Annotated in this window: 13 protein-coding genes and 1 riboswitch; of the genes, 8 read left to right on the forward strand and 5 right to left on the reverse strand. The window is 68.6% G+C overall.

Features of this window, described 5'->3' with window-relative positions; translation table 11 throughout:
* Nucleotides 1-79 precede the first annotated feature (79 nt).
* The 5 genes from cobC to cobU all read right to left on the reverse strand — a co-directional run bounded on the left by cobC (nt 80) and on the right by cobU (nt 4,667).
* Complete coding sequence (gene cobC / locus AZKH_RS02995) at nt 80-631, reverse strand: alpha-ribazole phosphatase family protein (RefSeq protein ID WP_015434261.1); 552 nt, start codon at nt 629-631, stop codon at nt 80-82.
* Nucleotides 616-1,386 (reverse strand): adenosylcobinamide-GDP ribazoletransferase, encoded by a 771-nt coding sequence (locus AZKH_RS03000; RefSeq protein WP_015434262.1) that lies wholly within the window; start codon nt 1,384-1,386, stop codon nt 616-618. Before AZKH_RS03000 ends, cobC begins: the two co-directional genes overlap by 16 nt.
* A gap of 13 nt (nt 1,387-1,399) precedes the next feature.
* Nucleotides 1,400-2,437, reverse strand: a complete 1,038-nt coding sequence (cobT, locus tag AZKH_RS03005) for a nicotinate-nucleotide--dimethylbenzimidazole phosphoribosyltransferase (protein ID WP_015434263.1) — start codon at nt 2,435-2,437, stop codon at nt 1,400-1,402.
* Nucleotides 2,438-2,495: 58 nt separating this feature from the next.
* Nucleotides 2,496-3,905 (reverse strand): diguanylate cyclase, encoded by a 1,410-nt coding sequence (locus AZKH_RS03010; protein WP_015434264.1) that lies wholly within the window; start codon nt 3,903-3,905, stop codon nt 2,496-2,498.
* Between the two features lie 210 nt (nt 3,906-4,115).
* A complete protein-coding gene (cobU, locus tag AZKH_RS03020; RefSeq protein WP_015434265.1) occupies nt 4,116-4,667 on the reverse strand; it encodes a bifunctional adenosylcobinamide kinase/adenosylcobinamide-phosphate guanylyltransferase in 552 nt (183 codons plus the stop codon).
* A gap of 84 nt (nt 4,668-4,751) precedes the next feature.
* A riboswitch (cobalamin riboswitch) is annotated at nt 4,752-4,997 on the forward strand.
* A 126-nt stretch (nt 4,998-5,123) separates the two neighbouring features.
* On the opposite strand from cobU, the gene AZKH_RS03025 reads away from it, so the two are divergent.
* From AZKH_RS03025 to AZKH_RS03060, 8 genes are all read left to right on the forward strand, one after another.
* Entirely contained in the window at nt 5,124-7,058 is a 1,935-nt protein-coding gene (locus AZKH_RS03025) for a TonB-dependent receptor (protein WP_015434266.1), read from the forward strand.
* A gap of 34 nt (nt 7,059-7,092) precedes the next feature.
* Nucleotides 7,093-8,073, forward strand: coding sequence for an iron ABC transporter permease (locus AZKH_RS03030; RefSeq protein WP_015434267.1), 981 nt, complete (start codon nt 7,093-7,095; stop codon nt 8,071-8,073).
* A 10-nt stretch (nt 8,074-8,083) separates the two neighbouring features.
* Entirely contained in the window at nt 8,084-8,863 is a 780-nt protein-coding gene (locus AZKH_RS03035) for an ABC transporter ATP-binding protein (RefSeq protein WP_015434268.1), read from the forward strand.
* Nucleotides 8,860-9,477, forward strand: a complete 618-nt coding sequence (gene cobO, locus AZKH_RS03040; protein ID WP_015434269.1) for a cob(I)yrinic acid a,c-diamide adenosyltransferase — start codon at nt 8,860-8,862, stop codon at nt 9,475-9,477. The genes AZKH_RS03035 and cobO overlap by 4 nt, the downstream gene beginning before the upstream one ends.
* A 122-nt stretch (nt 9,478-9,599) precedes the next feature.
* The gene (gene cobA / locus AZKH_RS03045; RefSeq protein WP_015434270.1) at nt 9,600-10,448 is read left to right on the forward strand and encodes a uroporphyrinogen-III C-methyltransferase; all 849 of its coding nucleotides are present in this window, start codon (nt 9,600-9,602) and stop codon (nt 10,446-10,448) included.
* A complete protein-coding gene (locus tag AZKH_RS03050) occupies nt 10,445-11,743 on the forward strand; it encodes a cobyrinate a,c-diamide synthase (protein ID WP_015434271.1) in 1,299 nt (432 codons plus the stop codon). Before cobA ends, AZKH_RS03050 begins: the two co-directional genes overlap by 4 nt.
* Before the next feature lie 202 nt (nt 11,744-11,945).
* Complete coding sequence (locus tag AZKH_RS03055) at nt 11,946-12,536, forward strand: DNA-3-methyladenine glycosylase I (protein ID WP_015434272.1); 591 nt, start codon at nt 11,946-11,948, stop codon at nt 12,534-12,536.
* Nucleotides 12,533-13,411: a LysR substrate-binding domain-containing protein gene (locus AZKH_RS03060; protein ID WP_041655850.1), complete on the forward strand. Its 879-nt coding sequence runs from the start codon at nt 12,533-12,535 to the stop codon at nt 13,409-13,411. Before AZKH_RS03055 ends, AZKH_RS03060 begins: the two co-directional genes overlap by 4 nt.
* The last annotated feature ends 1 nt before the right edge of the window (nt 13,412 follow it).

Consider the following 13,412-nt stretch of genomic DNA (forward strand, 5'->3'; position numbering starts at 1 on the left):
TCCGGAACGCCCAGGGCGCTGAAAAGTCTGCAATTATCCCACGAACCGGGTCATCCCACGCAGCCGGGTGCCGGATCGTTCAGCGATTGAACCACTTGAGGACCACGCCCCAGCTTTCGACGTCGATGCGGGTGACGTGGCCGCAGGCGAAATCGAGTGCGAGCCAGTGTTCGGCGGGCATCTTCAGCAGGTGGCCGGCGATCGCGCGCAGCGGTCCGCCGTGGGCGACGATCACGACCGGATCGGCGGGCGCGGCCGCGACGAGGACGTCCAGCCATTCGAGCACCCGCGCCGCCATGTCCCGCGCCGACTCGCCGCCGGGCGCGCGGAAACCCAGCGGGTCCTGTGCCCAGGCGTCGATCGCGGGGCCGATCTCCGCGAAGGGGCGTAGCTCCCAGTCGCCGAAATGCATTTCCTTGAGGCGTGCGTCCAGCACCGGCTCGCCGAGCGCCTCCGCCAGCAGGCGCGCGCGCGCGAGCGGGCTCGCGTGCAGCACGAAGCGTTCGGGCAGCAGCGGGCGCAGGCGCGCGGCAACTGCCTCCGCGGCTTCGGCGATCCCGACGTCGGACTGCCCGTAGCACACACCGGCGGCCACGTCCGGCCGCGGGTGACGGATCAGATGAAGTTCCATGCCGCGACGATCGCGAGATAGCAGGCGAGTTCGGCTGCCTGTTGCAGCGCGCCGAGGCAGTCGCCGGTGTAGCCGCCAAGGCGCCGCACGAAGAGGCGCGCGGCCCAGACCGTCACGGTGGCGGTCGCAAGGAGTGCCGCAAAGCCTTGCAAGGGTGCGAGCAGCGCGAGCGGCAGCAGGCCGAAGGTGCAGGCGATCGCGAGTTCCACGTGAGTGAGCTGGCGCGCGAGCGGCTTGGATTTTGAGCTCAGGTCTTCGCGGACGTATTCCAGCGTGTGGATCAGGCTCGTCGAGGCGAGCCGGGACAGCGGGTGCGCGGCGAGCAGCGCAGCGGCGGCGATCATGTGCCCACGCGCTGCGAGTTCGGTGAGCGCCGCCGCCTTCGCCAGCAGCATCAGCACGATCCCGATCGTGCCATAGCTGCCGATCCGCGAATCCTTCATGATCGTCAGCACCTGCTCCTTGCTCCAGCCACCCCCCAGCCCGTCGCAGGCATCGGCCCAGCCGTCCTCGTGGAAGGCGCCGGTCGCGCGGATCGTGACCGCCATCGACAGCAGCACCGCGAGCGAAGGCGGCAGGATCTGCGCGAACGCGAGAAAGCTCGCGGCGCCGATCCCGCCGACGACCCAGCCGACGAGCGGGAAGTAGCGCGCCGCGTGGTTGAGCCGTTCGGGCGACCACGGCACCCAGGCGGGGACCGGCAGGCGCGTGAAGAAGCCGAGCGCCGTGAAGAAGAGTTCGAGCTGGTAGCGCATCGCGCCGTGCGCGTCAGGCGGTCTTGTCGCTGACGCCCGCGGAGTCGAAGCTCGCCATCTCGTTGAGGAAGTTCGCAGCGGCCTGCAGTAGCGGGAAGGCGAGCGCCGCGCCGGTGCCTTCGCCGAGGCGCAGGTCGAGCGAGACCAGCGGATCGGCGCCGAAGTGCTTCAACTGGGCGGTGTGGCCCGGCTCCTGCGAGCGGTGCGCGAATACGCAGTAGCCGAGGATCTCGGGGGCGATCGCGTGCGCGACGAGCAGTGCCGACGTGACGATGAAACCGTCGATCAGCAGGACCATGCCCTTTTCGGCCGCGCCGAGCATCGCACCCGCCATCATCGCGATCTCGAAGCCGCCGTATTCGGCGAGCGCCTGCAGCGGGTCGGTCGGGCGGCCGCCGCGGGCGAGCGCCTGGCCGAGGAGTTCGCGCTTGCGGGCGAGCCCGGCGTCGTCGAGGCCGGTGCCGCGGCCGGTGACGGTCGCGAGGTCCGTGCCGGTGAGGCAGTGCGTCAGCAGCGAGGCCGCGGCCGTGTTGCCGATGCCCATCTCGCCGAAGCCGACGACGTTGCAGCCGTTGGCCGCCAGCGCATGCGCGAGTTCGCGGCCGCGGGCGAGCGCGGCGTCGCGTTGCTCGGCGCTCATCGCGGGCTTTTCGAGGTAATTTTCGGTGCCGTTCCCGACCTTCGCGCCGATCAGGCCGGCGCGCTGGCCGAAGTCGTGATTGACGCCAGCGTCGATGACCGTGAGGCCGAGACCCATCTGGCGCGAGAAGACGTTGATCGCGGCGCCGCCGGCGAGGAAGTTCTCGACCATCTGCCAGGTCACGTCTTGCGGGTAGGCCGAGATGCCGGCCCGCGCAGCGCCGTGGTCGCCGGCGAACACCATGATGTGCGGCTGGCGGATCTCCGGCGTCAGCGTCTGCTGCACGAGGCCCAGCTGCAGCGCCAGCGCTTCGAGCCGGCCGAGAGCACCGACCGGCTTGGTCTTGCGGTCGATGCGGTGCTGGAGCTCGGTGGCGAGGGTCTGGTTCGGCGCGGAAATCGTGATCTGCATGGCGGGCTCGTGACGGTGTCCTTGAAGGGCTGCGATGTTAGCACGCCCCTTCGTCCGTTTACCCGCTTGTGGGCCAGGCAGCGACGGAGCCGCGACCGCCGCCCGTTTCGCGCTGATTGAGCCGCTTGCCTTCCTTGCTGCGCCGCATCAGCTTGGCCGCATGCTTGAGAAGCGCCGAGGCATCGGTGCCGCCGTCGGGGTAGATCGCGCTGCCCAGCGAGACCGAGACGTCCAGGATCTCGTCGCCGATGCGGAAGGGCTGCGCGAATTCCTCTGCGAGTGCCGCGACGACGCGCTGCAGGTCTTCCGCGTCGAACACTTCCTCGAGCACGATGACGAATTCGTCGCTGTCGGGCCGCGCCACCGTGTCCTGCTCGCGCACGATGCCGCGCAGGCGCGTCGCGATCATCTTCAGCAGCGCGTCGGTCGTGTCCTGGCCGAAGGTTTCGAAGAGCGCCTGGAAACCATTGACGTCGACCATGATCACGGCGGTGCGGGTGTTGTGGCGCTTCGAGCGGATGATCCCCTGCTCGATGCGGTCGGTGAGCAGCAGTTGGTTCGCGACGCCGGTCAAGGGGTCGAGATGCGACATCTGCTGGAAACGGTGCTCGCTTTCCTGCAGGCGCCTCGTGAGCTGGTCGACTTCCTGGTTGCGCAGGCTGAGGCTCTGCGTGAGCGTGTGCTCGGCCGCAATCAGGGCTTCGATCTGCTGCTGCGCATTCGCGAGGGCCTCGTCCTGGTCGATGGCGAGTTCCCGAACCTGCGCCCCGGCGCGTTCGGACAGCGCAAAGGAAAGCATGAGGATGCCGAGCGCCGAAAAGACCGGCGTTGCGCCTGAGGTCAGCGCGCTGTCGCTGAGGACGTCGATTCGTGTCCCGATCAGCACCATGACGCCAGCGAGCAACGCAGTCCATCCGAGGACGTTCAGGCGCGCCCCCGGCGTGTTCAGCTTGCGGCAGCGCATCGCGGACACGATCGCGAGCACCCCGAAGAGCGGGCCGGCAAAGGCCAGGAAGGTGTTGACGAAGCCGAAGGGCAGGACGAACCCGATCAAGGCGACGGCGGCGAAGATCGCTGCGAACAGGCGCAGCGCATTGTCGAGGCGCGGGGCTTGCACGGGCGTCTGCAGTACCTCGCGCATGAAGAGCGCGCCCCCGATGCCTGCGATGGCGAAGCCGGTCGGAAGGAGCATGTCCGGCCATGAGCCGGACCAGCCGAAGAGCCCCCTGCCTACGCCGCTCCATCCGATTTCGGCGGCGGCGATGCCGAGCGTGAACAACGCGTACTGCAGGTAGCAGCGGTCGCGGCCGGTGACGAAAAGCACCCCGTTGTAGACGGTGACGGCTGCGAGCGCGCCGAGATAAAACATGACGCCGGCGATTCCGCCGGTGAGGAACGAGGCGGCCGACCCCGGTGCCGTGTCTGCGGCGAAGCTCGCGGTCGCTGCAAATGCCAGGATGGCGAGCAAGGAGGACGCTACTGCTTGCCCAGTCCCTTTTAGCGGTTTGTGTAAGCTGTGCCGAGTCTTCCCGCCGCCGAACATTTGCGTCTCTCTGCCAGTCTCTTGTCCATCGGCGATTGTATGGGCTCGCCGGACGCTTGGGGCAAACTAAATGCACTTCGAGTGCCCCTTTTCGGGCGGGAAAGTCGATATTCGACCCGAGCTACCGGAAAGCCCTTACCCGTTTCCCTTTAGCACGAGCGGTAGCCCGGCGGCGACGAAGGTGACGCGCGCGCAGGCGGACGCCAGCGCCTGATTGAGGCGCCCGGCTTCGTCGCGGAAGAGGCGGCCGAGCGGCGTTTCGGGGACGAGGCCGAGGCCGACTTCGTTGGAGACGAGCAGCACCTCTCCTGCCACCTCGGGCAGCAGGTCGAGCAGAGCGGTGCGTTCGGCCTGCAGTTGCTGCAGGCTGCCGGCGTCGGGCGGTTCGGGGAGGTTCTCGGCGCCGGCCATCAGGTTGAGCAGCCACAGCGTGACGCAGTCGACGATCACGCAACGGCCTTCGCGGGCCTCGTCGCGCAGCGTCTCGGCGAGTGCGACGGGGGTTTCGACAGTGCGCCAGTGGCTCGGCCGGTCGTCGCGATGGCGGCGGATGCGGGCGGCCATTTCGGCATCGAGGGCTTCGGCGGTGGCGATCACGGTGACCGGCAGGCCGCTGGCGCGGGCGAGGTTTTCGGCGAGGCGACTCTTGCCGGAGCGGGCGCCGCCGAGGATCAGGTGTGCGGGCATGTCCTTGGAATTGCGAAGGTTTTCCGCGCTGCGGAAAGTGATGGAACAGGGTAAACAGGGTATTATCCGCCCTCGCGCCCCGAATGGGGTGTGCGTGTGTAAGGTGCCCGACGGCGTTAGTGCCTAGGGTTAAACGGGAAACAGGTGCGTGACCGGCTCTCATGCCGGTGCGACAAGGCCTGTGCTGCCCCCGCAACGGTAAGTGGACGCAAGGCGCATCCAACCGCCACTGGACGGACGTCCGGGAAGGCGATGCGACCGGTCCGGCGCTCGCGACGAGCGACGGCCAGCCCACGAGCCCGGATACCGGCCTCGACACGCGATGGCGGAAGTGCCGCGGGGTGGCGGCGACGGGCGTGGTGTTTCGCGGCTCCCGGCGCGTATGCCCGGCGGACGCTTCCTTGTTGAAATGACCGGGGAGCGGGGACGCTGACTCCGGTGCAGGGAGAATCCCCAATGAACATCCGCTTGTCCGCAACCGCCGTCGCGGTGGCTGCTGCCTTTCCGTTTGCCTCCGTCGCGCTCGCGGCCGACGAGGCCGTCGGCGAAACCGTGATCGTGTCCGCGAACCGCATCGACACCCCCGACGTCGCCGCGACCTATGCCTCGGAAGTGCACACCCGCAAGGACATCGAGCGCTCGGGCGCGACTTCGCTTGTCGACTACCTTAATCGCCAGTCGTCCGTGCAGCTGACGCCGAACTTCGGCAACCGCTTCACGCCCAGCATCAACATGCGCGGTTACGGCACCAACGACGGCTTCCAGAACGTCGTGATCTCGATCGACGGACGCCGCCTCAACAACATCGACATGGTGCCGCAGCTGGTCGGTGCGATTCCGCTCGAAGATATCGACCGCATCGAGATCACCAAGGGCAGCGGCTCGGTCGCGTACGGCGACGGCGCGACCGCCGGCTCGATCCAGATCTACACCAAGCCGCGCACCGGCGCGAGCATCGACGTCAATGTCGGCAACCACGAAGCCCTTGGCACGAGCGGCTACGCCGGCTACGTCGGTGAGCGCTTCACGGTTTCTGCGACCGCCGAACACACCGAGCATGGCGGCTTCAGCGACAAGGATCCGTCGGGACACAAGGACGAGTCGACCTCCGACAACTGGCGTGCGAGCCTGACAGGCCGCCCCATCGACCGCCTCAAGCTGACCCTCGACACGGGCGACGCGCGCATCGACCTGCGCTACCCGAATTCGCTGACGCTCGCGCAGTTCCGCGACGATCCGGGAATGAACACGGGCCGCAACTACACGCACCAGTTCTTCCGGGACGGCTATTGGGCGGTCGGCGCCGAATACGATTTCGCGTCCAACTGGCGCCTGACAGCACGTCACAACGACGAAGACAAGCGCTCGGAATTCCTGCAGTTCAGCTTCCGTACCGATTCCCGCTACCTGTCGGACGACATCGCGCTGCAGTACCTCGGCGACGCGCTGGCAGTGACCACCGGCGTGCAGACCTTCGACGGCGAGCGCACCGACGGTTTCAGCGAAACGACGAAGAAGAACGAGGCGGTGTTCGTGCAGGGCCAGTACGAGATGGGCCGGCTGACGCTGTCTGCGGGGGCGCGGCGCGAGCGGGTCGAGTATGAGTACGATCCGTCCTTCGGCTCGCGGCTGAAGGACGACAAGCAGCTGTCGTCGTGGGACCTCGGCGCGAACTACCGCATCGACGACGTCCTGTCGGTGTTCGGCAACTACAACGCGTCCTACCAGGCGCCGGACATCGACCGCTTCTTCGCCTTCGACCCGGTCACCTTCGAGACCATCTTCAACGGCCTGATCAAGCCGGCGAAGGTCCGCACCGTGACGCTCGGATTCAACCATGTGCTGCCGACGAACCGGCTGAAAGTCGGCGTTTTCCATGCCGATCTTAACGACGAGATCTACTTCAACGCGTCGACCTTCACCAACACCAACATCGACAAGTCGCACAAGTACGGCCTCGAAGTGCAGGACACCTGGCGCATCTCGCCGATCCTGACCGGCGTGCTGAACTACTCGTGGACGCGCGCGATCATCGACCGCGAGAACATGGGCGGCGGCGCCTTCGATGGCAAGGAACTGCCGGGCGTGCCGCGCAACAACGTCGTGCTGGGCCTGAATGTCGCGGTCGGCGACCAGGGCAATCTCTACGTCTCGCACACCTGGCGCAGCAAGACCTGGGCGGCGAACGACTTCGACAACAACAACGCCCAGCGTCAGCGCGCCTACCAGTCGACCGACGTCGCCTATCGCCATCGCCTGAACAAGGTCGAGCTGTATGCGGCCGTATCCAACCTGTTCAACTACAAAAACGGCACCTGGGTGCGCGACGACGCGATATATCCGGTCGACTTCGAGCGTACCTGGAAGCTCGGCGCGAAGCTGTCGTTCTGACGCCCGCCCGAGTGGTGACAGAGGGGGCAACAGCGTGACGCGTCCGCCCGTGCTGACCATCCTCGCCACGCTCATCGTCGCGGCGGGGCTGGCTTTCGCCTGGGCGCTGTCGGCCGGCGACCTGCCGATCGGTTTCGGCGAGGTCCTCGGCGCGCTCTTCGGGGCCGCCGACGGCATGGCGGCAGACGTCGTGCGCGAGCTGCGCCTGCCGCGGGCGGTGGCGAGCTTCGTGTGCGGCGGCCTGCTCGCGCTCGCCGGCGCGCTGATGCAGGTGCTGCTCCGTAATCCGCTCGCCGACCCCTACGTGCTGGGCATCTCCGGCGGGGCGGCGGTCGGCGCGCTGCTGGCGATGCTGCTCGGCCTGGCGCCGTGGGTGGTCGACGGCGGCGCCTTCGCCGGGGCGCTGGCGGCGACGCTGCTGGTGTTCGGGCTCGCGCATGGCGACGGCTCATGGACGCAGACGCGGCTGCTGCTCACCGGCGTGATCGTCGCGGCGGGCTGCGGCGCGGCCGTGACGCTGATCCTGTCGCTCGCGACCGACACGCGGCTGCAGTCGATGCTGTTCTGGCTGATGGGCGACGCGAGCGGCGCGAGCCGGCCGTGGCCCGCGCTGCTCGTATTGCTCGTGGGCCTCGCGGTGGTGATGCCTTTCGCCCGCGACCTCAACGTGCTCGCGCGCGGCGAGATCGCGGCGCAGGCGCTGGGCGTGCGCGTGCAGCGCCTGCGCTACCTGCTGTACCTGCTGGCGTCGCTACTCACGGCTGCGGCCGTCACGCTGGTCGGCTCGGTCGGCTTCGTCGGTCTCATCGTGCCGCATCTCGTGCGCTTCGCCTTCGGCAACGACCAGCGACTGCTGCTGCCGGCATCCTTGCTCGCGGGCGGCACGCTGCTCACCCTCGCCGACACCGCCGCACGGACCGTCATCGCGCCTGCGCAGTTGCCGGTCGGCGTGCTGACGGCGCTGATCGGCGTGCCGGTGTTCCTGTTCCTGCTGTCGCGCCATCCCCGTGCATGAGGGTCCGCCAATGAGTGCAGACGCGCCGATCCTCCTCGAAGCGGAGAAACTCGCGCTGCAGATCGATGGGCGCTGGCTATGCTGCGAGTTCAGCCTGCGCCTCGCGGTGGGTGAATGCCTCGTGCTGCTGGGGCCTAACGGCGCGGGCAAGACGACGCTGTTGCATACGCTCGCCGGGCTGCGGCCGCCGACGGTGGGTAGCGTCCGCCTCGATGGCCGTCCCTATGCCGACTGGGACAGCCTCGCCGCCGCGCGTTTCCGCGGACTGCTCGCGCAGCAGCAGCCGGACCATTTCTCGGCAACGGTGCTGCAGACCGCGCTGGTCGGCCGCCACCCGCACCTCGGACGCTGGGGCTGGGAAAGCGCGCATGACATCGAGATCGCGAACGAATCGCTCGCCGCGGTCGGCCTTGCGGAACTCGCCGCGCGCGACATCCTCACCCTCTCCGGCGGCGAACGCCAACGCGTGTCGATCGCGACGCTCCTGACGCAGGCGCCGAAGCTCTTCCTGCTCGACGAACCGACGAACCACCTCGATCTGCATTACCAGATCGCCGTGCTCGACCTCTTCGCGCGCCTCAAGCGTGACGGGCGCGGCGTCGTGATGGTGCTGCACGACATCAACCTCGCCGCCCGCTTCGCCGACCACGTAATCCTGCTCGACGGCCGCGGCGGCGTTGCGGCCGGCGCGAGCGGCGACGTACTGCAGCCCGAGCGCCTCAGCCATGCCTTCGATCATCCGATCCGCTGCATCGAAACCGATGGGCGGACCGTCTTCATTCCGGAATGAACATGGACAACTCAGAAACCGAAAAGGACGCCCGCCACGCGGCGCGCATGCAGCGCAAGAAGGAAGTGGTGGACGGAAAGATCGCCTCGGCGCAGATCGAACGCGGCGTATTGCTGGTCAACACCGGTAACGGCAAGGGCAAGTCGAGCGCTGCTTTCGGCGTGCTCGCGCGCGCCCTCGGCCACGGCATGAAAGTGGGTGTCGTTCAATTCATCAAGGGCCGTTCGGACACCGGCGAGGAAGCCTTCTTCCGCCGTCAGCCGGACGTCACCTGGCACGTGATGGGCGACGGCTTCACCTGGGACACGCAGGACCGCTCGCGTGACGTCGCGAGCGCCGAAGCGGCGTGGGAAAAGGCGAGGGCGATGCTTGGCGATCCTTCGATCGGCCTGGTCGTTCTGGACGAACTCAATATCGCGCTGAAGTATCACTATCTCGCGGTCGAACAAGTCGTCGCCGACTTGCTGGCCCGCCCGCAACATCAGCACGTGATCGTCACCGGCCGGGCCGCTCCGCCGGCCTTGGTCGAGGCCGCCGACACGGTGACCGACATGAGCTTGGTGAAGCACGCCTTCGCCGCCGGTGTCAAAGCCATGCCCGGCGTCGAGTTCTAGCAAGGCGCAGCCCCCTGCGGGGTGGATTTCGAGCCGAGGCGTCCGCTTGCGCCAACGAGGAGCGGAATCCACCCCGCAGGGGGCGGGTTTATAGCGAATAGCGAACAGAATACGGAAGAGCCATGTCCCTCCCCGAAATCCCGAACCCCCGTCCCGGCCCTGCTGCAGGCCACGTCTACCTCGTCGGCGCTGGCCCCGGCGACCCCGAGCTCCTGACGCTGCGCGGTGCGCGCCTGATCGCCGGCGCCGATGCAGTCGTCTACGACAACCTCGTCAGCCCCGCGATCGTCGACATGGCACCGCCCTCCGCCGAACGCCACTACGTCGGCAAGAAAGCCTCCGACCACACCCTGCCGCAGGAAGAGATCAACCTGCTCCTCGTGCGCCTCGCCCAAGCCGGTAAGCGCGTCGTGCGCCTCAAGGGCGGCGACCCCTTCATCTTTGGCCGCGGCGGAGAAGAGATGGAAGTGCTGGTCGAAGCCGGCATCACCGTCGAAGTCGTACCGGGCGTCACGGCAGCGGCCGGCATCGCCGCCTACGCCGGCATTCCGCTGACCCACCGCGACCACGCGCGCTCGGTCGTCTTCACGACCGGTTTCCTCAAGGACGGCGCCCTCGACCTCGACTGGCCGATGCTCGCGCGCCGCGGCCAGACTCTCGTGATCTACATGGGTATATCGCGCCTCAGCGAAATCTGCGAACAACTCGTCGCGCACGGCCTGCCCGCCGAAACCCCGGCCGGGGTCGTCGAGCGCGGCACGACCCAGGCGCAGCGGGTTGCAGTCGGCACGCTCGCGACCCTCGCCGACGTCGTCGCCGAATCCGGTATCCGTCCACCCGCGCTGACCATCGTCGGCGACGTCGTCAGCCTCTATCCGCGCCTCGAATGGTTCTCGCCGCAGCCCGCAGAGGCGCCCCACGCGCCGCATGTCGGCTGCACGGCCGTGCACGGCGGCGAGGAGGCCCAATGAGCCGGCAAGGTGACGTAGCCCGCTGCGCCGCGCTCTTTGTCGCCGCCCCGGCCTCGGGTCAGGGCAAGACCACCGTCACCGCCGCGCTCGCGCGCCTGCACGCCCGCCAGGGGCGCCGCGTGTGCGTCTTCAAGTGCGGCCCGGACTTCCTCGATCCGCAGATCCACGCCGTCGCGAGCGGCGCGCCGGTCTATAACCTCGATCTCGGCATGTGCGGCGAGGCCGACGCGGCGTGGCGCCTTTACGACGCGGCCCGGGACGCCGACCTGATTCTCGTCGAAGGCGTGATGGGCCTCTACGACGGCCAGCCCTCGGGCGCCGACATCGCACGCCGCTTCGGTCTGCCGGTGATGGCGGTCATCGACGCGCGCGCAATGGCGCAGACCTTCGGCGCGATCGCCCATGGTTTGGCGCACTACCAGTCCGGTCTGCCGTTCTCCGGCGTGCTCGCGAACCACGTTGGCAGCGCGCGCCACGCCGACATGCTGCGGGCGGCCCTGCCGGAAGGTATGCGCTGGTACGGCGCGCTCGCGCGGGACGTGCAGGCGGGATTGCCCGAGCGTCACCTCGGACTGCTGCAGGCTGCCGAAATCGTGGACCTCAAGGCGCGCCTCGATCGCTTCGCCGATGCCATCGCGGCGACCGGCGCCGCCGACCTGCCCGAAGCGGTTGCCTTCCCCGCGGCGTCCGCGCCGGACGTCCCGCCGCTCCTCGCCGGGCGCCGGATCGCCATCGCGCGCGACGCGGCCTACGGCTTCATCTATCCGGCGAACCTCGACACGCTGCGCGCCCTCGGCGCCGAGCTGAGCTTCTTCTCGCCGCTCGCCGGCGAAACGCTGCCCGAGTGCGACGCCGCCTGGCTGCCGGGAGGCTATCCGGAACTGCACGGTGCGACGCTCGCGGCGAATCCCGCCTTCTATCGCGACCTGCGCGCCCACGCCGCCGAAGGGCGCCCGCTGCTCGCGGAGTGCGGCGGGATGATGAGTCTCTTCGAGGAAGTCGTCGACAAGGCCGGCCAGTGCCATACCTTCGCGGGACTATTACCGGGCCGCTCGGTGATGCAGCAGCGGCTCGCGGCGCTCGGCATGCAGGTCGCGGAACTGCCGGAAGGGCGGCTGCAGGGACACACCTTCCACTATTCGAAGAGCGACACGCCGCTCGTGCCCCTCGTGCGCGCGGCGACGCCGGACGGGCGCGAAGGCGAGGCGATCTACCGCCAGGGCCGCCTCACCGCGTCCTACGTGCATTTCTACTTCCCGTCGAATCCGGCGGCGGTGGCGGCGTTGTTCGCGTGAACGAATGTGGGTCCGTGCTGATGAATCCGCCCCCTTGCGGGCGAGTTTCGTGCCTCGTTGGCGCGGGGCGGACGCCTCGGCTCGAAACCCGCCCGCAAGGGGGCTGCGTCGGGGCATGCCTATAGGGCGGCGAGATCGCGCTGCAGCTACACTTCGCGAATCGAATCGTCGGTCGCACGCGTGCGGCCGTTCTGGAGCAAACATGAACCAGCGTTGCGCGTGGGCCGGAAGCGATCCCCTGTACATCCACTACCACGACACCGAGTGGGGCGTGCCGACCCGGGATGCGCGTACGCTCTTCGAATTCCTGATCCTGGAAGGCGCGCAGGCGGGATTGTCGTGGATCACCGTGCTGAGAAAGCGCGAGCGCTATCGCGCCGTGTTCGACGGCTTCGACGCGGAGCGCATCGCCCGCTACGACGACGCGAAGAAGGCGGCGCTCCTGGCCGACGCCGGCATCATCCGCAACCGCGCGAAGATCGACGCTGCCATCATCAACGCGCGGGCATGGCTCGATCTGCGCGACGGCGGCACCGATCCGGTCGAGTGGCTGTGGAGCTTCGTCGATGGCGAACCGGTGCAGAACGCTTTCGCCTCGCTCGCCGAGGTGCCGGCGACGACGTCGCAGTCGGACGCGATGAGCAAGGCGCTGAAGGCGCGCGGCTTCAAATTCGTCGGCAGCACGATCTGTTACGCACTGATGCAGGCGGCGGGGATGACGAACGATCACATGGTTGGTTGCGGCCGTCACCGCGAGGTCGCGGCGCTCGCGCGTCCGGAGGGGACGGCTTGACCGCGCCCTTGCGTCGCGTGCCGCCGATGCACGCGCTCGCGGCGTTCGAGGCGGCGGCCCGCCTCGGCGGCTTCGCGCAGGCGGCCGAGGAGTTGTGCGTGACACCGAGCGCCGTGAGCCATCGCATCCGCCAGTTGGAAGCGTTGCTCTCGACGCCGCTGTTCGAGCGGGCGGCGGGCGGCGTGCGCCTGACGACGGCGGGGCGCCTCTATCTCGACAGCGTGCGCGAGGCCTTCGACAAGCTCGCGCAGGCGGGCGCGGTGCTGCAGCCCGAGCGCGAACGGCTCCGCGTATCGCTGCCGCCGACCTTCGCCCGGCAATTGCTGATGGCGCGGCTGCCGGAATACCTGCGGACTCATCCCGAAGTCGAGCTCGAAGCGCATCTGTCGATTCCGCTGCAGGACGTCACCGCCGAGTCGGCGGATGTCGAGGTGCGCTGGGGGCGCGGCGATTACCCGGAGCGCGTCGTGCGCAAGCTCTTCGACGACACGATGATCCCGCTCGCCGCGCCGTCGTGGATCGCCGCGCACGCCCCGCGCGGGATGGCGGACCTCGCCGGCGCCGAGTTGCTGCGTTCGACCCTGCTGCCGTGGCGTCCGTGCTTCGCCGCGGCCGGACTGGACAACCCGGAACCGGACCGCGGCGCGGTGTTCAACGATCTGGGGATGTTGCTCGAAGTCGCTGCGGCCGGCTTGGGCGCGGCCGTCGGCACGCGCCGCCTGGCCGCATCCTGGATCGAGGCCGGACGCCTGGTGCCGCTGTTCGGCGTCTCGGCCCCCGCGCCATTCACCTACTATGCGGTGGTGACCCCGGCGCAGAGCAAACGGCTCGTCGTGCAGGAATTCGTCGACTGGCTCGCCGGCGTCTTTGCCTGAC

The organism is Azoarcus sp. KH32C, assembly GCF_000349945.1.
Classification (GTDB): domain Bacteria; phylum Pseudomonadota; class Gammaproteobacteria; order Burkholderiales; family Rhodocyclaceae; genus Aromatoleum.